Below are 22,005 nucleotides of genomic sequence, written 5' to 3' on the forward strand. Positions count from 1 at the left end.
TCCTCTATTTAGAAGGTTCGTCCGATAGTAAAAGTGAAGAACTCTTCGTTATCACCATCGTATTTTTTAATGGGTTTAGCAAGGGAGAAGACCAGAGGCCCCATTGGAGACATCCATTGTAAAGCGACCCCATATGAAGCGCGATATTTACTCGGGTCTGAATAATCATAATAATAACGGTTACCATAACTCGCTCCCGCAGAACGATAATCAAACTCAGTATCCCACACACTGGCCATATCAATAAAGACGCTGGTACGAACTTGACTGCGCGCTTCATCAGAAGCAAACGGCGTCGGCACGATCAATTCCATACTCGCTAATGCGATGGCGTTGCCCCCCACCGAATCATTTGTCGTATCATCAACACCATTATTAGTCTCGTATCGATATACTGCTTTAGGGCCGGCAGAGTTAGACCCAAAGCCTCGCAAGGTAGTAAAGCCACCGGCATAGAAGTTTTCATAAAATGGGTAAAGGTTATCTTTACCGTCCGTTTGACCATAACCGTTACCATAACCCAAACGACCACGCAGTAGCAGAGTAAACTCATGTTTTCTGGTTAATGGGAAGTACTGACGCACATCGTATTGGAGCTTGAAAAACTGTGCATCGGAACCCGGAGTGGTCATTTTAGCAAACGCACGCTGATGGTTACCTGCGGTTGGGAAAAAACCTCGGTTAAGATTATTTCGTGTCCAAGCAACGTTGACATCAAAATCATCGGTGATCAACTCTTTCGGGTCACAATCACCTAAGTTGCACAGGAACTGCTCAACTTGTAAGTACGGCGATAAATTACCAATTTTGTTATGGGTATAGCCAACACCGAATTCAAAACGATTGAGTTCATCAAACGGGAATCCCCAAGTCAAACTGGTGCCATAACTTTGGTTGGTATAATCGACAATCCCTGCTTCTGAGGCTTCAAACTTGTTGTAGAAAACGCGGCCGCCAAGGCTGACGCCATCAATGTTCCAATAAGGATCACGGTATTCAAGTGTAATATTTTGTTGATAGTCGTTAGTGGTTGCCGTGACACCAACGCGATTACCGGTTCCTAAGAAATTATCTTGGGTTAACCCTACGGTAAAACTCACCCCTGATTCGGTACCATAACCAACACCAAAGTTAATACTTCCCGAGTTAGCCTCTTTGACGGTATAGACCAAATCAACTTGATCGTCTGAACCAGGAACACGTACCGTTTGCACATCGACAGTTTCAAAAAAGCCCAAACGATTTAAGCGCGTTTTTCCGGTATCAATCGCACGCGAATTCAACCCACTGCCTTCCATTTGACGCATTTCGCGGCGTAGGACTTCATCACGAGTGGCGTTGTTACCGATAAAACGAATATCACGGACATAAATACGTTTACCGGCTTCAACATGCACGATGAGAGAAACTTGTTGGGTTTCATCATCAAACTCCGGAATGGTCCGGACTTGAGGATAGGCATAACCGGCTTCACCTAGGACGCGTTTGACACTTTCTTCCAATTGCGTCACCGCCGAGCCCTGATAAGTCTCACCTAACTCAAAGGGAATCTGAGCCTTAAACTCATCTTCTTTGCCAATCAACTCGCCACGAAATTGAACCTCTTTTACCGTATACGGTAAACCTTCATTCAAATTCAGGGTGATGTAGACACCTTTTTTATCTGGAGAGATAGAGACGTGGGTCGATTCAACTTGGAACTTCAAATAGCCTCGGTCCAAGTAAAAAGTACGTAGTGCTTCAATATCTGCTGCTAGTACCTGCTTTTGATACTTATCATCAGAGAGGAAGTTCCACCACGATAGATCGACATTCAGGTTGAAGCGAGATAAAAGATCTTCATTACTGAATACTTCATTACCGATAAAGTTAATCTGTTGAATTTTTGCCGAAACACCCTCGGTAAAAATAAACTTCAAATCCGCTCGATTGCGCGGTAAGGGCGTAACCACTGCTTTTACGCTGGCGTTATATTTACCGACGCTGTAATAAAAATCTTCTAAGCCTTTTTCGATATTGCTCAGTTTAGTACGATCCAAAGCCTCACCAACTCGAATACCAGAAGCTTCAAGATTTTGTTGCAGTTGCTCTTGTTTAATCGCTTTGTTGCCAGAGAAAGAGACACTCGCAATGGTTGGACGCTCTTGAACTTGTACGATCAACGCGGAACCATCGCGCAGAACTTTCACGTTTTCAAAGTTACCCGAGGCATACAACGCTTGGATAATTTGTGCAACATCTTGAGAATCAACGGTATCGCCAATTCGCACCGGCATTCTCAATAACGCAGCCCCGAGAGCCACTCGCTGCACTCCTTGAATCTGAATGTCCTGCACTACAAAATTTTCGGCACCATTAACGGATACGCTTGTTGCGAGCAGTGTCGCGAACAGGATTTTTTTCATCGCCATATTTGTTTTAGTTAGTCCTTACTACAACCATTGCCTAATGCGAATCAATCACAGGCGAGTAAAATCGTTAAATATCGCTACCGCCATTAAGGAGAAAATGATCACTCCTCCGAGTCGATAGCCAATTTCTTGTATTTTTTCCGGAACAGGGCGTCGAATCACCGCTTCAATCGCGAAGAACAGTAAGTGCCCACCATCAAGCATTGGCAGAGGAACCAAATTAATAATCCCCAAGTTTATACTGATCAAGGCCAAGAAACCGAGAAAATAAACTAAGCCATAATCAGCCGTTGTCCCTGCACCTTTAGCAATAGAGATCGGCCCACTAAGATTATTCAGTCCCACATCACCGACAATCAGCTTTTTCAGCATACTGATGGTTAAGTCGATCACTTGGCCTGTCTTTGCAAACGCTTTACCGATCGAGTCGATCACGCCAAACTGTAACTCAAAGCGATACCCCGGCGGCCATTCAGCCATTTGCGGAGCGATACCAGCAAACCCTATCGTTTGTCCAGATACGCTTCGTGCATCAGGAACCAAAGTAAGCGTTAACCGTTGCTGATCACGTTCAATCCCTATCTCTAACGCTTGATTAGGATGTGCCTGAATCTCTGTCACCGCCTGTTGCCAAGAGGAAACCGCTTGACCGTTAATGTGCGTTAAGCGATCGCCTACTTGCAGTCCCGCTTTAGCTCCAGCACTACCAGCAGAAATCGTCGCTAATACCGTCGATACTTCAGGTACAAAAGGTTTAAATCCTAGCGCTCCCATAGCAGACTCTGTTTCTGGGTTAAAGTTCCATGACGCTAGGTCAAAAGTCTTGATTTGCTCGATGCCAATGTCATCTGGAGAAGCGACGGTCAAGGTTAGGCTCTGGTTACCAATATGGCGAATTAATCCCATATTGACTGACTCCCAATCCAGCGTCTTCACGCCTGATACGGCCTTAATTTCCATACCAGGCTTTACTCCGGCCTCTGCAGCAATCGAGTATGGCGCGACGTCACCAATCACCGGTTTGACCGCAGGTACACCAATAATAAAAACCAACCAGTAAGCGAAAAGAGCGAACAAAAAGTTAAAAGCTGGCCCCGCAGCAACAATCGCTGTGCGTTGCCATAATGATTTTTTATCAAAAGCGAATGGATACTGCTCGCGGGGAATATCGTCTACTCGGCTATCGAGCATTTTGACGTAGCCACCGAGTGGAATAACCGAAATACTGTACTCCGTTCCGTCTTTACCCATACGTTTCCAAATCGCTCGTCCAAAGCCAATTGAAAACTTTTCTACTTTAACGCCGCACTTTCTTGCCACCCAAAAATGCCCGTACTCATGGACGGCGACTAAAATGCCTAAGGCGACAATAAAGGCAACGAAGTTCCATAAAATGCCACTCATAACATACGCTCTTTCAAGTGTTGATTAGCCAGACTGCGCGCCATTGTATCTAGCTCGAGTAGGCTTTCCAAGTGATAGGAATGTAACGGACTGTTTGCCCCGCACACGGTCGACAATACCTTTTCATTAATCACAGCAATATCAGTAAAACGAATCTGCCCTCGTAAAAAGGCCTCAACGGCCACTTCATTCGCCGCATTGAGCGACGTAGTGGCATGCTGGCCGAGATAACACGCGTCTATCGCCAATTGCAAACAAGGGTAACGCTGATAATCAACCTCCATAAAGGTCAACTCACTCAAACGAGTAAAGTCTAGCGGTTCAACGCCTGCACTGACCCGCTGAGGATAGGCCAGCGTTTGTGCAATTGGCGTCGCCATATCTGGCTCGCCGAGCTGTGCAATCACCGAACCATCCCTATATTGGACCATTGAATGGATCACTGATTGAGGGTGGATCAAAACCTTAAGCTGTTCACGAGACGCGTTAAATAGCCACTTAGCCTCAATATACTCAAGCCCTTTGTTCATCATGGTTGCAGAATCAACCGATATTTTGGGCCCCATCGACCAATTAGGGTGAGCAATCGCTTGTTCTGGAGTCACTTGAGCTAAAGTCTCAATATCGGCATAACGAAATGGCCCGCCGGACCCCGTCAGCAGAATATGGGAAACGCCCTGCTCTTGTAAATTACAGCGTCCGAGCTGAGTTTGAATATCAACGGGTAAACATTGAAAAATCGCATTATGTTCACTGTCGACGGGCAATAATTCAGCTCCATAGTGCTCAACCGCATCAATAAATAACTGCCCAGACATAACCAAGGCTTCTTTGTTGGCTAAGAGAACTCGCTTCCCGGCTTTAACCGCGGCCATCGTCGGCAACAAGCCTGCGGCGCCGACAATCGCCGCCATCACAGTATCAACGTCATCGCTAGAAGCAACATGACACATTGCCTCTTCGCCATACAACACTTCGGTTGGCAGTGAAAGTCCAGCTAATTGGGAGGATAACAACTGTGCCGCTTGTGGCGTCGCCATTACGGCATACTTAGGTCGCCATGTTTGGCAAAGCTCGCGCATTTTGTTGACATTACTACCCGCCACCAAAGCCACCACACTAAAGTGATCAGGATTCTCGGCCACCACTTTAAGGGTGCTCGCACCAATAGAGCCAGTGGCTCCGAGAATGGTTAATTTACGCATCACAAAAACCGTCATGGTTTATGCTGATGAAGGCGTGCTTCACCAGCATTAAAATAAGAAATAGCATAAAGCAAATACAGGGAAAGCAGCCGTCAGACTATCCACTCGGTCTAAAATACCACCGTGACCAGGAATGATTTTACTGCTGTCTTTGATGCCAGATACCCGCTTAAACATACTTTCCACCAAATCGCCCAAGACTGAGATCACCACGGTAACCAAAATGGTCAATAGCATGATAGTGGTAGACGCAAATTGAATATTAAACCAACTGGCGCATAACCAACCCACCAACATGGCAGCAATAACCCCACCGACTAAGCCTTCAATAGTTTTATTCGGACTGACAGCTGGAGCCATTTTATGCTTGCCAAAACTTTTGCCGGAAAAGTAAGCCCCACTGTCCGCGGCCCACACAATCAAACAGACATAAAGTACCAATTTCGCCCCGTGATAACTGTCGGAGACAATATGTTCAGAGCGTAAAAAAATCACACTCCAAAAGAAAGGCAATAATGTCAGCACGCCAAAGAGATGACGCACAGCATTGGAATTTTCCCAGCAAGCTCGTGATTTAGGATAGGTAATGGCTAAACCACTAGCGACAATCCACCATAGTGAGCCAATCACTAAGATGCCATAATGCATCGGTTGCAAGGCACTTAATACCGAAAGCTGAGGTACAAGCAACCAATAACTTATTGCACCAACCACCAGACCGGGTAATAAGGCAAGATAACGAGAGGAAGAAGAAACGAATTGCGTCCATTCCCATAAGCCCAATAACGTTACTACGCCCAACGCCAAAATAAAGCCAGATTGCGGGAGCCAAAAAATGCCAGCAATCACTAAAGGGGCAAGTAAAAGCGCAGTAATAATTCTTTGCTTCAAACTGAGAAGTCCTATTTTATGGTGTCATTAACGCTTTGACTTGCTCACCGGTACAACCAAATCGGCGCTCACGATTAACAAACCAAGTCACAGCTTCAATTAAACTTTCTTCACCAAACTCAGGCCAATAAACAGGAGTAAAATACATTTCTGCATAAGCCAACTGCCAAAGAAGGAAGTTACTGATCCGGCATTCACCACTAGTGCGAATCAGTAAATCCACTTCAGGAAGATCAGCCATCGTTAAATGTTCAGCGATCAATGTCTCGTTAATATCCGTGACACTGAGTTCATCACGACTGATTTTAAGAGCAATATGGCGCATCGCCTGAGTGATGTCCCATTTTCCACCGTAATTCGCCGCAATATTAATCACCATGCCCGTATTATGCTGAGTCAGCGCTTCAGCTTGGGCGATTTTATTTTGTAACCGCTCACTGAATCGACCGGTATCACCAATAATACGTAAACGCAGGTTATTTTTGTGCAGTTTTTTGACCTCGGTCGATAAGACACGAAGAAATAACTCCATCAACACGCCGACCTCTTCCTCAGGACGTCGCCAATTTTCACTGCTAAAGGCAAATAAAGTCACGGCTCTGATCCCCAGTTTTGCTGCGGTAGAAACCGTTTTACGCACCGCAGCAACCCCGTTTTTGTGACCAAAGATCCGAGGTTTACCTTGTGCTTTTGCCCAACGACCATTGCCATCCATAATAATGGCGATATGCTGAGGGAGAACATCTAACGAGAGCTGCGAATTTTGCATAGAAACGTAATAAAGAAAAAAGATGGTGAAGAGTAGCATAAAAAACGCTGTGCTGTGAGCACAGCGTTTTCCTGTTAAGGTTTTGTAGAAATTAAACTTCCATGAGTTCTTTTTCTTTAACCGCTAAGATGTCATCAATTTTCTTGACAGCCGCATCGGTCAGTTTTTGAATTTCATCTTGAGCCTTACGCTCTTCATCTTCTGAAATTTCTTTATCTTTCAATAACGCTTTTAGATCGTTGTTGGCGTCACGACGAATGTTGCGCACGGCGACTCGACCACCTTCCGCTTCACCACGGACGATTTTAACGAGATCACGGCGACGCTCTTCCGTTAACGGTGGCAGTGGAACACGAATCACGGTTCCTGCTGACATTGGGTTTAACCCTAAATCAGACATGAGAATCGCTTTTTCAACTTTTGGCGTAAGTTCTTTATCAAATACCGTAATCGCTAATGTACGTGCATCTTCAGCAATCACGTTGGCAATTTGGCTTAGAGGTGTTGACGCACCGTAGTACTCAACAGAGAGGCCAGATAGTAGGCTTGGGTGAGCGCGACCAGTACGAATCTTTGATAGATTGTTCTTTAGCGCTTCTACACTTTTATCCATACGCTCTTGAGCGTCTTTTTTGATCTCATTAATCACAATATCACCTTAATTCTTATTTCATTTCGAGAGTGATTATACAGCGGAGCTGATCAGCGTACCTTCCGCTTCACCCATAACCACACGGCGTAATGCGCCAGGCTTGTTCATATTAAAGACACGGATTGGCATGTTGTGATCGCGAGCCAGAGTAAAGGCCGCCAAATCCATCACTTTAAGTTCTTTATCCAGTACATCGTTGTAACCCAGCTTATCATACAGTTGCGCATCTGGATTGGCTACAGGGTCAGCACTGTAGACGCCGTCTACTTTTGTCGCTTTGAGAACCACGTCAGCTTCAATTTCGATACCACGTAAACAAGCGGCAGAATCGGTTGTGAAAAACGGGTTACCCGTACCAGCAGAAAAAATTACTACACGACCTTGACGTAATTGACTGATCGCGTCAGCCCAATTGTAGTCATCACACACCCCTTTAAGTGGGATAGCAGACATCACGCGTGCATTCACGTAAGCTCGATGTAGGGCGTCACGCATCGCAAGGCCATTCATCACTGTCGCCAACATGCCCATATGGTCACCCACAACACGGTTCATTCCCGCTGCCGCTAAGCCTGCACCACGGAATAAGTTGCCACCACCAATGACGACACCCACTTGAACACCTAATTCGACCAATTCTTTTACTTCTTGTGCCATACGATCAAGCACGGTCGGATCGATACCAAAACCTTCTTCACCTTGAAGCGCTTCACCGCTCAATTTTAATAAAATACGTTGATATGCGGGTTTAGGGTTTGTTGTCATGGACTTTACCTTTCAAAAAGTATCGTTAGTTAACAGTCATAAATAAACTTACTGCGTAAATGTATTGATGATCATTACCATCGTGAGTTCGAAAACCGCTCTCTTTAACCGTCGAGGGAGTGATATTCGTAAAAAGACCGCAGCCATGGCCACGGTCTTTATCTTGGTCATCAAAAAGGCAATTAACCTTTCTGAGCCATAGCCACTTCTTCAGCGAAGCTCAGGCCTTCTTGTTTTTCGATACCTTCACCTACTTCTAGGCGAACGAAAGTCGATACTGAAGCGCCTTTCTCTTTCAAAATTTCACCAACAGTTTTCTTTGGCTCCATAACGAAAGGTTGACCAGTTAGAGAAACTTCACCGGTGAATTTCTTCATGCGGCCTTCAACCATTTTCTCTGCGATCTCTTTTGGCTTGCCTTCGTTCATTGCGATTTCAACTTGAACTTCACGCTCTTTCGCAACAACATCAGCCGGTACATCTTCAGGATTAACGTATTCAGGGCGAGAAGCCGCTACGTGCATCGCGATGTGTTTTAGAGTTTCTGCATCGGCATCACCAGCAACCACAACACCAATACGAGAACCGTGGCTGTATGCAGCCAAAGCTTTACCTTCAGCGTATTGAACGCGACGGATATTGATGTTTTCGCCGATTTTAGCAATAAGAGTAACACGAGCATCTTCAAACTGTGCTTGTAGCTCTTCTAGGCTTAGTTTTGATGCTAACGCTGCTTCAGCGACTTCGTTAGCGAATGCTAGGAAGTTGCCATCTTTAGCAACGAAATCGGTTTGACAGTTGATTTCAACCAAAGCGGCAGAACCTTCTGCTTCTTTGATGATGATCGCGCCTTCAGCAGCGATATTACCTGCTTTTTTAGCCGCTTTTGCAGCACCGCTTTTACGCATATTTTCGATGGCAAGTTCGATGTCACCGTTGGTTTCAACGAGTGCTTTCTTACATTCCATCATACCTGCGCCAGTACGTTCACGCAGTTCTTTTACTAGAGCAGCAGTAACAGCCATTCTCTATTCCTCAGTTGATTCAGGATTAAAAATTGGGGGCCTAATGATTTGGCCCCCAATACTAACTATGACTTAGCCCATGTAGTATTCTACAGAAGGCTAAGTAAGACTAAGAGCCGCTATTATTCCGCTTCTACAAAGCCGTCTTTTTCAGCAACTGCCGCTACGTCTTTGTTACGACCTTCGTTTACTGATTCAGCTGCAGCGTTCAGGTATAGTTGAACGGCACGGATCGCATCGTCGTTACCTGGGATGATGTAATCAATACCATCTGGGTTAGAGTTAGTATCAACAACAGCAAACACTGGAATGCCTAGGTTGTTTGCTTCTTTAACTGCAATGTGCTCGTGATCAGCGTCGATAACGAATAGAGCGTCAGGTAAACCGCCCATGTCTTTGATACCACCAAGAGATTTCTCAAGCTTGTCCATTTCACGAGTACGCATTAGCGCTTCTTTCTTGGTTAGCTTGTCGAAAGTGCCATCAGTCGCTTGAACTTCAAGTTCTTTTAGACGCTTGATTGATTGACGAACGGTTTTCCAGTTAGTTAGCATACCACCTAACCAACGGTTGTTTACGTAGTATTGATTGCTTGCAATCGCTGCTTCTTTTACTGCTTCAGAGGCTGCGCGCTTAGTACCTACGAAAAGTACTTTACCTTTTTTGTCGCCGATTTTCACTAGCTCAGCCAGTGCTTCGTTGAACATTGGTACGGTTTTTTCTAGGTTGATAATATGAACTTTGTTACGAGCGCCAAAAATGAATGGTTTCATTTTTGGGTTCCAGTAACGAGTCTGGTGACCGAAGTGAACACCAGCTTTTAGCATATCGCGCATTGATACAGTTGCCATGAAATAATCCTCTATGGGGTTAGGCCTCCACATCCCCCATGTCTCCGACTCCTCAACGTTTATAACGCTGGAAGCACCCCGGAACATGTGTCGGAATGTGTGTGATTTAAAGATAAATGTGTGTGGACTCGGGCAGTTTCGCCGTTACGAAGAAATCAGGCCGATGTTCCGGCGCGTTTTATATCATATTTAGCACTAATCTGACTAGCAAAAATTGTGGCGTAGGTGCTTGGATTGAACCAGCGAGAGCGATGATGAGCAAGAAAATCCATCTTACTATCGATCATCAGGAGATGGGTCATTTAACCTAGCTAACCATCGCGCTTAATCATTCTTATTTACACCGCTTCTTGCGCTTCCTTTTCTCACTGTTACAATATTGCGATTAGCACCCAGTGCCTAAAATTTGAATAGAGAAAGCCGATGTCTGTAAAAATTAAAAATGCTCAAGAAATAGAAAAAATGCGTGTAGCGGGGCGATTGGCTGCGCAAGTTTTAGAAATGATTGAACCTCACGTCAAAGCTGGCGTGACCACTGAACACCTTAACCAACTTTGCCACGATTATATTACCGAAGTGCAAGGCGCTATTCCTGCCCCTCTTAACTATCATGGCTTCCCAAAATCGATTTGCACATCGATTAACCATATCGTGTGCCATGGCATTCCGGCTGAACAAGACACGCAATTTGGTCAACTGCTTCGCCCTGCCGTCTTAAAAGAGGGTGACATTATGAACATCGATATTACCGTCATTAAAGATGGTTATCATGGTGATACCTCAAAGATGTTCTTAATTGGTGATGTGCAGCCAGCCGACAAACGTTTATGTCTAGTCGCTCAAGAGTGTCTCTATTTGGCCTTAAAAAAAGTGAAACCAGGCGTACAACTCGGCGAAATTGGTACCACGATAGAGAAATACATCAAAACCAATAATAAAAATAACCCGCGTTCAAAATTCTCGATTGTTCGTGACTACTGTGGTCATGGTATCGGTGCAGAGTTTCATGAAGAGCCACAAGTAGTGCACTACAAAAATAGTGACCGCACACTGCTTCGTGAAGGGATGATTTTTACCATTGAGCCGATGATCAATGCGGGTAAATTTGGTTGTCGCTTGGATGATGAAGATAACTGGACCGTCTATACCGCCGATAGTAAGAACTCGGCTCAATGGGAGCACACCATTTTGGTTACCGCAGATGGCTGTGAAATTCTCACGCTACGTGAAGAAGAGACCATCCCACGTATTTTCCACAATGCTTAATCCTGCCCGATAGTCGGTAAAGGGAGCTTGAGCTCAGCGCTTGATTTCTGTTAGATTGAGCATTCACACTGAGTTCACTCCCTGGCATGGACCGCACTGTTATGGCTTATTTATCCCCGCTGAATTACACCGATCAACAGCTCACGGTTGAGCAATTAAAACAGCAACTCGACCTTTTTTCTGCCTACCAGCGCCAAGCGTTTCTCTCTCGCCATCCGGTCAGTGATCTCGTGGTTGGCCGTGCCGATTATATGGATATGCTCCTGAATCGTCTTTGGCAATATTTTGGGTTTGATAAACTCAATGACCTCTGTCTGGCCGCTGTTGGCGGATACGGAAGAGCTGAATTACATCCCTTATCAGATATTGATATTTTAGTCGTCTCTACGACCCGATTAGCCGATGATATTGGCAGTAAAGTCAGCCAATTCATTACCTTATTATGGGACTTGCGCCTAGAAGTCGGCCATGCTGTACGTACCGTAGAAGAGTGTATTGAGATTGGTAAAGCGGATTTAACCGTGGCCACCAATTTGCAAGAGGCACGCTTGTTGTGCGGCAGTGACCGTATTTTCCAACGTTTACAATCAGCCATTCATAGCGAATCTTTTTGGCCAAGTGAATGCTTCTACCAAGCTAAAATAAAAGAGCAACGTGAGCGTCATGCCCGTTATCACGATACGGCCTATAATCTTGAGCCCGACATTAAATCAACGCCTGGCGGTCTAAGAGATATTCATACCTTAAGCTGGGTTGCTCGTCGCCACTTTGGGGCGACATCACTCTATGAAATGAGCCGCTTCGGCTTTCTTACTGACGCTGAATTTCGTGAACTGGCCGAATGCCAAGATTTTTTGTGGCGAGTTCGCTTCGCTCTGCATCTTGAACTAAAACGTTATGACAATCGACTCGGTTTTGCTCATCAAGCTCAAGTCGCCGAACATCTTGGATTTACTGGCGAAGGCAACCGAGCGGTCGAAAAAATGATGAAGGAGTTCTATCGCACCTTACGCCGCGTATCTGAACTCAATAAAATGCTCTTGAAGTTGTTTGATCAAGCGATCTTAAACCGTGGTGAAGAAGTCAAAGCAGAGATCATTAATCACGACTTTCAGCGTCGTGGTTCATTAATTGAAGCTCGAAAGCCCGCTCTATTTCAAGCTCGACCTGAAACCATTCTCGATATGTTTTTGCTCATGGCCAATGACTCGAGCATTGATGGGGTTGCCCCTTCTACGATGCGCCAATTAAGAACCGCACGGCGACGATTGAACAAATTTTTGCATACGATTCCTGCTGCGCGTGAAAAGTTTCTCGCGCTGACTCGTCACCCTAATGCGCTTCACAAAGCGTTTGGACAAATGCATAAATTGGGCGTATTGGCCGCTTATTTACCGCAATGGAGTCAGATAGTTGGGCAGATGCAATTTGACTTGTTTCATGTTTATACCGTTGATGAGCACAGCATTCGTCTACTAAAACATATCCATCTGTTTAATGACCCAAAAAACCATCAACGTCATCCTATTTGCTGTGAGATTTTCCCGAAAATACAAAAAAAAGAACTGCTGATCCTCGCGGCCATTTTCCATGATATTGCCAAAGGCCGCGGCGGCGATCATTCAGAAATAGGTGCGAGTGAAGCTTACGATTTTTGTATCGAACACGGCCTCTCTAAGCCAGAAGCGAAACTGGTGGCTTGGTTAGTCCAAAATCACTTATTAATGTCCGTCACCGCTCAACGGCGCGATATTTATGATCCAGACGTGATCATCGAATTTGCTAAAAAAGTCCGCGATGAAGAGTATCTGGAATACTTGGTCTGTTTAACGGTGGCTGATATTTGCGCCACTAATCCAGACCTATGGAACAGTTGGAAACGAACCTTACTGGCGGAACTCTTTTACTCAACGCAAAGAGCATTAAGACGCGGGCTTGAACACCCTGTTGATGTTCGAGAACGAATTCGTCATAACCAACAAATGGCGTCGGCACAGCTACGTAAAGAAGGCTTCCATAGCCGTGAAATCGAGCAATTGTGGCAACGATTTAAAGCCGATTACTTTTTACGCCATACTCACAAACAAATAGCATGGCATGGTATGCACATTTTAACGCACTCATCGCCTACTGAACCTTTGGTCTTAATCAGTAAAAAAGCCACGCGCGGTGGTACCGAAGTGTTTGTGTATACCAAAGATCAGCCCGCATTGTTTGCAACCGTGGTCGCCGAATTAGACCGTCGAAACCTGAATGTTCATGACGCGCAAATCATGACCAGTAAAGACGGCTATGTTTTAGATACCTTTATGGTCTTAGATCACAACGGCCAAGCAATTGAAGAAAACCGTCATCATGCGTTAATTAAGCATTTAAGCCATGTATTGACCGATGGCCGTCCAACGAGACTCAAAACACGCCGCATCCCACGTAATCTGCAACATTTCACGGTTCGAACTCAGGTCGATTTCTTACCAACAAAAAGCAAAAAACGCACCTTAATGGAGCTGGTTGCTCTCGATACTCCGGGATTACTGGCGACCATAGGAGCGACGTTTGCCGAATTAAACTTAGATTTACATGGGGCAAAAATCACTACCTTAGGAGAGCGCGCAGAAGACTTATTTATTTTAACCAATCAACAAGGGGCTAAACTCACAGACCAAGAGCAAAGTACCCTACGTGAACGATTAATTGATACTATTGCTCAGCTCTCTTCTTCTCACCAAGAAGCTTTATCGCCTTAATCACTCAAAACAATGCAGAGGATGCTTATGTTTCCACAACTCACCAGCTTGGGAATCGATCAACCCCATACGATTGAACGTTACTCATTGCGCCAAGAGGCGCAAAAAGATGTGCTAAAAATCTATTTCAAGAAACAAAAAGGTGAGTTTTTTGCTAAAAGTGTCAAATTTAAATACCCAAGACAGATCAAAACGGTTTTGGTCGATGGCGGTACTCACCAATACCGAGAAATTAGCGAAATCAATCGTACTCTTACTTTAGTCATTGATGAGTTGAACCAACTCACACGTAATGAGAACGCCGGAGATAACGGCAGTGAGGTGGACGTTAAACAAAAAATATTGAGTGATTTACGTCACTTAGAGAAAGTAGTGGCCAGCAAAATTGCTGAAATTGAAGCCGATCTGAACAAACTTTAGTTTGGCTTACCCATAAGGGAGCCTCTGCTCCCTTATGGGTGACTGATCAACACGACGTAACTGTGCTTAGTTTAGCCATCCCGCCCACTGCCCAACAAAAAACAGCATGATAGCCGCCATGATACCCGCGACGATATCATCGAGCATAATTCCTACGCCACCTTCTACTTGTTTATCTAGCCATCCAATTGGCCATGGTTTGACCATATCAAAAAAACGAAAGAGCACGAATCCCGTAACAATCCATTGCCAATCAAAGATTGGCAATTGCAGTAACGGAACAATAGACATGGTGATCCAAAAACCAGCAAACTCATCCCAAACAATCGAACCATGATCGTGAACTTGCATATCTGTTGACGTCACTTGGCAAATTTTCACCCCGAGAATACACGCCATTAAGACGACGAAAAGATAGGCAAATAAGGGCAGTTGCACTAGAAGTAGATACAGAGGAATGGAAGCTAATGTCCCCATTGTGCCAGGTATGATCGGCGATAAACCACTGCCAAATCCGGTAGCCAGTAGATGCCAAGGATTGCGTAGTGAAAGACGAGAAAGAGGATGGCTCATGCTGATTCCTTAAAATGATCATAACCAGTCAACGACCAGTCGACTTTTTGCCCATGGTTGAGTAAGTCAAACACGCCATGAGGACGAATTTGACCAATGCAGGTGATAGGCGTCGCAGTATGTGCCAGAGCACTTGCTAACGATCCTTTATTCTCTTCAGGCACCGTAAAGCAGAGTTCGTACTCTTCACCACTGGTTAATGCATACTGCTGCGCAATAAGCGGATCCCCCGTGTACTGCACTAACGCTTCAGATAACGGCAAGGTATGCAAATCAAGACTCGCTCCTACTTGAGAAGCACTTAAAATATGGGTTAAATCCGCGACTAGGCCATCAGAAATATCAATCGCTGATGAGGCTAAATTGAGCAAGGCTTGTCCGGCGAGAACTCGTGGAGTCGATACGTAATGACGTGACTCTAACACTGATGCACAAGGTAGAGCACGTTTACTCGCATCGAGTACCACCTCAAGTCCCGCTTTACTGTCGCCGAGTTGACCTGTGACATAAATCCAGTCCCCGACTTTTGCACCAGAACGTAACAAGGCTTTATCTTGCGGTACAAAACCTTGCACGGTGAGAGTGATACTCAACGGACCTTTGGTGGTATCACCACCAATCAATTGGACATTGTAGTAGTTCGCTAAATCAAAAAAGGCGTCACAAAATGGAGTAAGCCAATTGGGGTTAATCTCAGGTAAAGTAAGTGCCATCGAGACCCAAGCAGGGGTTGCCCCCATCGCGGCTAAATCACTGATATTAGAAGCAAGGGCTTTATGTGCCACCCATGCTGGATTAGCATTAGCCAGAAAATGAGTCCCTGCAACTAAGGTATCGGTACTGATAGCCAGCCGAACATTCTCTGGTACATTGACGATTGCACAATCATCCCCCAGAGCTAAATGGACATCTTTACGCTGTGGTTGACGTGCCGCCAAATAGTGTTCAATAAAGTTAAATTCACCTAACATGGATGATTCTCTAGCCAGACCAACGAATCCACCGAATGATTCATTCATACGATGTAAATGCGGTTAGTAAAACTAAGCCCATCAATAACACTCGCTCAACCGTTGTAGATGGACTCATTGGTCGATTTTATCTATAAAAAAGGCCAGCGAATGCTGACCTTTTATGCCAAAACTGATTACGCTTTTTTGCGTACATGAGGCGCGGCTTTATCAAGCACGCCATTCACAAACTTATGGCTATCTTCTGCTGCAAACACTTTTGCTAGCTCAATGGCCTCGTTAATCACGACCTTATAAGGAACATCTTCGCGTCGAGTCATTTCATACATCGCTAGACGAAGTAGCGCAAGTTCCATCATATCCAAATCTTGCATCGGACGAGAAACAAAAGGACGTAGTTTGCTATCTAGCTCGGTATGATTGAGCACAACGCCGACAAGCAGATCACGGAAATAGGTCACATCGGTTTGTGGAGCCGATAGCGCAGGCTCTGCTGCATGATGTTCTTCTTCATCATACTTACCACCGGATAAGAACTGCTCTTCAATAGTCGCCACATTCTCTTTAGTAATTTGCCACGAATAAATAGCTTGTAGCGCAAATTGACGTGCATTACGACGTGCGGCTGGTTTCACACTGGCCCCCATTAGGAATCGATTTCAGAAAGAACGTTTATCATCTCAAGTGCGCTAAGTGCTGCTTCTGCACCTTTATTACCAGCCTTGGTTCCTGCGCGTTCAATAGCTTGATCGATAGTATCAACAGTTAACACACCAAACGCGACAGGAATACTGAATTCCATCGACACTTGGGCTAACCCTTTATTCATTTCACTGCAAACATAGTCAAAGTGTGGTGTACCACCACGAATAACCGAACCCAGTGACACTATCGCATCAAATTTGCCTGTTTTGGCAACGCGCTGAGCCACCAGTGGCAGCTCAACCGCACCAGGACAACGCACAACGGTAATATTCTCGTCGCTAACTTGACCATGACGCTTTAAAGTATCGATGGCACCAGACAGCAGACTTTCGTTAATAAAACTGTTGAAACGAGAAATCACAATCGCAACTTTGGCATGGGGGGCTGGGAAACCACCTTCGATCACTTTCATAAGCTTTCCTTTAACTCTGTTCATCAAGTGAGAATCGCCGGATTCTAGCACAAATTTGTGAACAATATCTAATAGTAATTTGCCGCCACAAGGGCGGCCTATCGTGCAGACTTAACGAGCCGAACGTAGAATAACTGGCTTACTCGCTGATATACTCGACAACATTTAAGCCAAATCCACCCAAGGCGTGGTATTTCTTATTGGCTGAAGAGAGCAAACGCATATCACTGACGCCTAAATCGGCAAGGATCTGTGAGCCAACCCCGACCCGTCGAGATGTCCCTTGCTTTTTCGCCATCGTTGGGGCTGCGCCTTTATCTTGCTGTTCAAACATTTTAACGCGATGGATAAGCAGATCAGTGGACTCTTCATTACCAAGAATCACCAACACGCCCCCTTCTTGACCAATACGTTGCATGGCTTTATCCAAAGTCCAACTACGATCGGCGCTGCGATCGCTACGTAATAGATCAGTAAAGGTATCTTGTAGATGAACACGCACTAAAGGCGCTTGCTGACTCACGCTCTCTTTGCGCAAAGCAAAATGAATTTGATTGTCAATGATATCGCGATACGTCACCAGCTCAAATTCACCGAATTCGGTTGGCAATTGGCATTGCGCGACCCGTTCGATGGTGGTTTCTGTATTATTACGATACTCAATTAAATCGGCAATGGTACCTAATTTGATGTCGTGTTTTTTAGCAAAAACCTCCAGATCGGGGCGACGAGCCATACTGCCATCGTCATTGAGGATCTCGACAATCACTGACGCAGGCTCAAGCCCGGCGAGACGTGCTAAATCACAACCGGCTTCAGTATGACCTGCGCGGGTAAGTACGCCGCCATCTTGCGCTGCTAATGGAAAAATATGCCCAGGTTGGACTAAATCGGCTGCTTTAGCCTCTTTTGCTACGGCAGCTTGCACCGTACGAGCGCGATCAGCCGCTGATATCCCCGTCGTTACGCCTTCTGCTGCTTCAATCGATACCGTAAAGTTAGTGGTATACTGTGCGTTATTATCCTGCACCATCGGAGCTAATCCTAGATGCTGGCAACGACTTTTAGTCATGGTTAAACAAATCAATCCGCGCCCATGAGTCGCCATAAAATTGATCGCTTCTGGTGTGATATGCTCAGCGGCCATGATTAAATCGCCTTCATTTTCGCGATCTTCATCGTCCATCAAGATAACCATTTTACCTAAGCGAATATCTTCGATAATGTCTTGTGGGGTACTAATTGACATGACTGTTGTCCTATATTTTGTCTTATTGCGTCACGTATGATTACGCAAAACCATTTTGTTGTAAGAATTCCATTGTCATTCGAGAAGGTGATTCGGGCTCATTCTGACCACCGACCAATAAACGTTCTAAATATCGAGCAAGCACATCCACTTCGAGGTTCACCTTGCGGCCAGGTTGAAAGCCATCAATGGTCGTTTCTAACGAGGTATGCGGCACGATGGTCAGCTTAAAGGCATTTTTTCGTAACCCATTGACGGTTAAGCTAATCCCATCAATAGTGATCGAGCCTTTTTCAGCAACATACCGAGTTAACTCATTCGGTAAGCTCACCCACAATTCAATCGCACGCCCCACCCACTGGCGCTCAATAATTTCACCAATCCCATCAACGTGTCCCGATACAATATGCCCACCAAAACGCGTCGTCGGAAGCATGGCTTTTTCTAAGTTGAGTTTTTCTCCAACTTGATAGTGAGCAAACGCTGATTTATTGAGTGTTTCTAATGAGAGATCGGCACAGTAATGTTGAGAACTGACATCAATAACGGTTAAACACACACCGTTAGTAGCAATGCTATCGCCGAGTTTAACATCACTCATATCAAGTTTTCCCGTAGCAACGGTAATGGTGACGTCTTCACCTTGGCGAGTCATCTCAACCAAGGAGCCTACAGCTTCTATAATTCCGGTAAACATAATCAGTTATCTTATTGGGTTGAGGTAAGAGTTGCGGTTAGGCGAAGATCTGGGCCGACCATTCGACAGTCTTGAATGACTAATCCTAATGCTTGATCCATATGAGTAAAACCTAAGGCGCCTAATAAACCACGGCCGTCACTGCCCATGATTTTCGGCGCAAGGTAGATGATTAGTTCATCTACCAGTTGCTGCTCAAGCAAGCTTTTGGCCAATGTTGGCCCAGCTTCTACCCAAAGATGATTGATCTGATACTGTTCAGCCAAACTGGCTAAGATATCACGCAGATCGAGCTGTTGATGTTCATTCAATGGCACACACAGTTCCGCGTCTTGTTCTGCTACACGAATTATCGGTGAAGCGGTGGCATAAAGAGCCAGTGATTGGTGCAATTGATGCTGGCGGTCAAGTATCACACGAGTTGGCTGGCGAAGTTCAGCATGAGGGTATTGCTGTTGCACATCGGCTGGTAATTCAGACCAACGTACCGCTAATGAGGCGTTATCGGCGACCACCGTTTGACTGGTTGATAACACCGCTCCTGCTTGCGCTCGATATACTTGAACATCTTGCCGTGCTTGAGCTGAGGTTATCCATTGACTTTCACCATTAGCCAGTGCCGTTTGTCCATCTAGACTGGCCGCTAATTTTAGCTGAACATAAGGCATTCCGGTTTGCATCCGTTTAATAAACGCCGGATTGAGCGCCTTGGCGTCCGCTTCTAATAAACCAACTTCCACCTCAATTCCTGCTTCTCGCAACATAGCAATGCCGCGTCCAGAAACTTGTGGATTAGGATCTTGCATCGCGCAAATCACCTTTGCTACTCCGGCTTGAATTAACCCTTCAGCACAAGGAGGCGTTCGTCCGTAGTGAGAACAAGGCTCTAGTGTCACATAAGCGGTCGCACCACGAGCGTGCTCTTTAGCCATCCGCAAAGCGTGCACCTCGGCATGTGGTTGACCAGCTCGATAATGGAAACCTTCGCCAACAATGCGGCCTTGTTGAGTAATCACACACCCAACCTTTGGATTCGGCGCCGTGGTAAAGCGTCCGCGCTGAGCAAGTTGAATGGCTCGCGCCATCATTTGATAATCGACAGCAGAAAAGTTTGACATCATCGGACTCACGTTCAATTTTCTAATTTAGCAATCTCTTCACCAAATTCGCGAATATCTTCAAAACTACGATAAACCGAAGCAAAGCGAATGTATGCCACCTTATCTAACTCTTTCAGTTGTTCCATCACTAAATTACCGATCAATTCACTCGGAACTTCCCGCTCGCCGGTGGCGCGTAATTTAGATTTAATGGTACTGATCGCTAACTCAATCGCATCGGCGCTAACAGGGCGTTTTTCTAAAGCGCGTAGCATCCCACCGATCATTTTTTCTTCATCAAATGGCTCTCGATTACCGTTGGATTTGATGACTCTTGGCATCACTAGCTCTGCGGTTTCAAACGTGGTGAAACGTTCGCTACAAGTCAAACATTGCCGACGACGGCGCACTTGGTGACCATCAGCCACTAGACGAGAATCGATAACTTTTGTTTCGTTTTCAGAGCAAAAAGGACAATGCATATTACCTCCCTAGCAAGGCGATCAGTGTACCGGAAATGGGCATATGAACAAAAGGAAAAGGGGCCAACAAGCCCCTTTTCCTGATTGATTTAGTCAAATTTGTTAAGCGCCTCTATCGATAAACAGCAGCACATCATATTCAGCAGTTAAATGGCTTTAACTGCGTAATAAATAATTTCCTTTACCAACCCATTTGTAACTGGTCAACTCTTCAAGTCCCATTGGGCCACGAGCATGCAGTTTTTGGGTCGACACAGCGACTTCTGCCCCTAAACCAAATTGCGCACCATCGGTAAAACGAGTCGAAGCATTGACATAAACCGCAGCAGAACCCGCGGTATTAACAAACCGCTCAGCATTGAACAGATCGTTAGTCATGATAGCATCGGAATGGCTGGCATTATGCTCACGCATATGATCGATCGCCTGCTCAACACCACTAACGACTTTAACACCTAAGGTATAACTTAACCATTCGGTATCAAAATCTCCCGCTTGTGCGAGGCGAATATTGTTTGCCTCGGGAAGCAGTGCTTTGGCATGTTCATCGACAACTAACGTCAGTTTATCGTGCAATTGATGCTGCAGTTTTTCTAACAAAGGTTGAGCGATCGCTTGATGAACCAGTAAGGTATCTAATGCGTTGCAGGCTGATGGACGTTGCATTTTGGCGTTTTCAATCACCGCAAGCGACTTATCAAGGTCGGCACTCTCATCAACGAAAATATGGCTGATACCAAAACCGCCAATGATCACTGGAATGGTGCTGTTTTCCTTACACATTTTATGCAGCCCAGCACCACCACGCGGAATGATCATATCGACATACTGATCCATTGTTAATAATTGAGTAACGTATTCACGCTCGGGTTGACTGATATATTGAACGGAAGCCATAGGGAGTTCAGCTTTGCTCAAAGCTAACTGAATCACTTTAACTAACTCAAGATTGGAGAAAAAAGTCTCTTTACCACCACGTAATATCGCAGCATTACCGGTCTTTAAACATAACGCGGCAATATCAATCGTAACATTAGGGCGAGCTTCGTAAATAACGCCCACCACACCAAGGGGAACACGACGACGAGCTAATGACATGCCATTTTCAAGGACTTTACTGTCAATTTCACTGCCGACAGGATCAGGTAAACTGATGACATTACGCACATCATGGGCGATGGACTGTAAGCGTGATTCATTAAGCAGAAGTCTATCGAGCAACGCTTCACTTAAACCTGACGCTTGCCCTAAAGCAATATCCTTGGCATTCGCCGCTAAAATAGCGTCCATATTCGCTTCTAATTCATCCGCAATTATCGCGAGTGCTTGGTTTTTCTGCGCAGTTGAAGCGGTAGCAAGTTGAAACGAGGCCGATTTTGCCGCCTTACCCATTTCGATTAAATCCACGAT

21 protein-coding genes are annotated in these 22,005 nt (G+C 45.3%); 3 read left to right on the plus strand and 18 right to left on the minus strand.

From position 1 onward, the window contains the following. Nucleotides 1–8: 8 nt before the first annotated feature. The 9 genes from bamA to rpsB all read right to left on the minus strand — a co-directional run bounded on the left by bamA (nucleotide 9) and on the right by rpsB (nucleotide 9,973). Entirely contained in the window at nucleotides 9–2,411 is a 2,403-nt protein-coding gene (bamA, locus tag FKN93_RS11005) for an outer membrane protein assembly factor BamA (protein WP_170905111.1), read from the minus strand. Nucleotides 2,412–2,459: 48 nt separating this feature from the next. Continuing rightward, nucleotides 2,460–3,815: a sigma E protease regulator RseP gene (gene rseP / locus FKN93_RS11010; protein ID WP_170905112.1), complete on the minus strand. Its 1,356-nt coding sequence runs from the start codon at nucleotides 3,813–3,815 to the stop codon at nucleotides 2,460–2,462. Further along, nucleotides 3,812–5,020 (minus strand): 1-deoxy-D-xylulose-5-phosphate reductoisomerase, encoded by a 1,209-nt coding sequence (ispC, locus tag FKN93_RS11015; protein WP_170905113.1) that lies wholly within the window; start codon nucleotides 5,018–5,020, stop codon nucleotides 3,812–3,814. The genes rseP and ispC overlap by 4 nt, the downstream gene beginning before the upstream one ends. A 48-nt stretch (nucleotides 5,021–5,068) precedes the next feature. Next, on the minus strand, nucleotides 5,069–5,911 hold the full coding sequence (locus FKN93_RS11020) for a phosphatidate cytidylyltransferase (RefSeq protein ID WP_170905114.1): 843 nt from the start codon (nucleotides 5,909–5,911) through the stop codon (nucleotides 5,069–5,071). A gap of 16 nt (nucleotides 5,912–5,927) precedes the next feature. Continuing rightward, nucleotides 5,928–6,680 carry a polyprenyl diphosphate synthase gene (uppS, locus tag FKN93_RS11025; protein WP_170905115.1) on the minus strand — a complete coding sequence of 251 codons (753 nt, stop codon included), beginning with the start codon at nucleotides 6,678–6,680 and terminating at the stop codon, nucleotides 5,928–5,930. A gap of 91 nt (nucleotides 6,681–6,771) precedes the next feature. Beyond that, nucleotides 6,772–7,329 carry a ribosome recycling factor gene (gene frr, locus FKN93_RS11030; RefSeq protein WP_004394659.1) on the minus strand — a complete coding sequence of 186 codons (558 nt, stop codon included), beginning with the start codon at nucleotides 7,327–7,329 and terminating at the stop codon, nucleotides 6,772–6,774. 36 nt (nucleotides 7,330–7,365) lie between these two features. Next, nucleotides 7,366–8,097, minus strand: coding sequence for a UMP kinase (gene pyrH / locus FKN93_RS11035; protein ID WP_004394658.1), 732 nt, complete (start codon nucleotides 8,095–8,097; stop codon nucleotides 7,366–7,368). 182 nt (nucleotides 8,098–8,279) lie between these two features. Next, nucleotides 8,280–9,122: a translation elongation factor Ts gene (tsf, locus tag FKN93_RS11040; RefSeq protein WP_004394657.1), complete on the minus strand. Its 843-nt coding sequence runs from the start codon at nucleotides 9,120–9,122 to the stop codon at nucleotides 8,280–8,282. A gap of 122 nt (nucleotides 9,123–9,244) precedes the next feature. Beyond that, a complete protein-coding gene (rpsB, locus tag FKN93_RS11045) occupies nucleotides 9,245–9,973 on the minus strand; it encodes a 30S ribosomal protein S2 (protein ID WP_004394656.1) in 729 nt (242 codons plus the stop codon). 423 nt (nucleotides 9,974–10,396) lie between these two features. On the opposite strand from rpsB, the gene map reads away from it, so the two are divergent. The 3 genes from map to FKN93_RS11060 all read left to right on the plus strand — a co-directional run bounded on the left by map (nucleotide 10,397) and on the right by FKN93_RS11060 (nucleotide 14,406). After that, nucleotides 10,397–11,239: a type I methionyl aminopeptidase gene (map, locus tag FKN93_RS11050; protein WP_170905116.1), complete on the plus strand. Its 843-nt coding sequence runs from the start codon at nucleotides 10,397–10,399 to the stop codon at nucleotides 11,237–11,239. 101 nt (nucleotides 11,240–11,340) lie between these two features. Then, the gene (gene glnD / locus FKN93_RS11055; RefSeq protein WP_154170333.1) at nucleotides 11,341–13,986 is read left to right on the plus strand and encodes a bifunctional uridylyltransferase/uridylyl-removing protein GlnD; all 2,646 of its coding nucleotides are present in this window, start codon (nucleotides 11,341–11,343) and stop codon (nucleotides 13,984–13,986) included. Nucleotides 13,987–14,013: 27 nt separating this feature from the next. After that, nucleotides 14,014–14,406 (plus strand): DUF3461 family protein, encoded by a 393-nt coding sequence (locus tag FKN93_RS11060; RefSeq protein ID WP_154170331.1) that lies wholly within the window; start codon nucleotides 14,014–14,016, stop codon nucleotides 14,404–14,406. 66 nt (nucleotides 14,407–14,472) lie between these two features. Here the strand turns inward: FKN93_RS11060 and pgpA are convergent, their stop codons facing one another. The 9 genes from pgpA to FKN93_RS11105 all read right to left on the minus strand — a co-directional run bounded on the left by pgpA (nucleotide 14,473) and on the right by FKN93_RS11105 (nucleotide 22,002). Next, a complete protein-coding gene (gene pgpA, locus FKN93_RS11065; RefSeq protein ID WP_040904079.1) occupies nucleotides 14,473–14,979 on the minus strand; it encodes a phosphatidylglycerophosphatase A in 507 nt (168 codons plus the stop codon). After that, the gene (thiL, locus tag FKN93_RS11070) at nucleotides 14,976–15,950 is read right to left on the minus strand and encodes a thiamine-phosphate kinase (protein WP_158144758.1); all 975 of its coding nucleotides are present in this window, start codon (nucleotides 15,948–15,950) and stop codon (nucleotides 14,976–14,978) included. Before thiL ends, pgpA begins: the two co-directional genes overlap by 4 nt. 176 nt (nucleotides 15,951–16,126) lie before the next feature. Next, entirely contained in the window at nucleotides 16,127–16,597 is a 471-nt protein-coding gene (gene nusB, locus FKN93_RS11075; protein ID WP_004394650.1) for a transcription antitermination factor NusB, read from the minus strand. Beyond that, a complete protein-coding gene (ribE, locus tag FKN93_RS11080) occupies nucleotides 16,597–17,067 on the minus strand; it encodes a 6,7-dimethyl-8-ribityllumazine synthase (RefSeq protein ID WP_004394649.1) in 471 nt (156 codons plus the stop codon). The genes nusB and ribE overlap by 1 nt, the downstream gene beginning before the upstream one ends. A gap of 139 nt (nucleotides 17,068–17,206) precedes the next feature. Next, nucleotides 17,207–18,316 (minus strand): bifunctional 3,4-dihydroxy-2-butanone-4-phosphate synthase/GTP cyclohydrolase II, encoded by a 1,110-nt coding sequence (gene ribBA, locus FKN93_RS11085; protein WP_004394648.1) that lies wholly within the window; start codon nucleotides 18,314–18,316, stop codon nucleotides 17,207–17,209. A 40-nt stretch (nucleotides 18,317–18,356) separates the two neighbouring features. Next, complete coding sequence (locus FKN93_RS11090; protein WP_004394647.1) at nucleotides 18,357–19,013, minus strand: riboflavin synthase; 657 nt, start codon at nucleotides 19,011–19,013, stop codon at nucleotides 18,357–18,359. A gap of 11 nt (nucleotides 19,014–19,024) precedes the next feature. Further along, the gene (gene ribD, locus FKN93_RS11095) at nucleotides 19,025–20,131 is read right to left on the minus strand and encodes a bifunctional diaminohydroxyphosphoribosylaminopyrimidine deaminase/5-amino-6-(5-phosphoribosylamino)uracil reductase RibD (protein WP_154170740.1); all 1,107 of its coding nucleotides are present in this window, start codon (nucleotides 20,129–20,131) and stop codon (nucleotides 19,025–19,027) included. A 14-nt stretch (nucleotides 20,132–20,145) separates the two neighbouring features. Then, nucleotides 20,146–20,595, minus strand: coding sequence for a transcriptional regulator NrdR (nrdR, locus tag FKN93_RS11100; RefSeq protein WP_115152664.1), 450 nt, complete (start codon nucleotides 20,593–20,595; stop codon nucleotides 20,146–20,148). A 156-nt stretch (nucleotides 20,596–20,751) separates the two neighbouring features. Further along, complete coding sequence (locus tag FKN93_RS11105; protein ID WP_170905117.1) at nucleotides 20,752–22,002, minus strand: glutamate-5-semialdehyde dehydrogenase; 1,251 nt, start codon at nucleotides 22,000–22,002, stop codon at nucleotides 20,752–20,754. Between the last annotated feature and the right edge of the window lie 3 nt (nucleotides 22,003–22,005).

The organism is Vibrio sp. A8-1 (assembly GCF_013048685.1).
GTDB classification, from domain to species: Bacteria; Pseudomonadota; Gammaproteobacteria; order Enterobacterales; family Vibrionaceae; genus Vibrio; species Vibrio metschnikovii.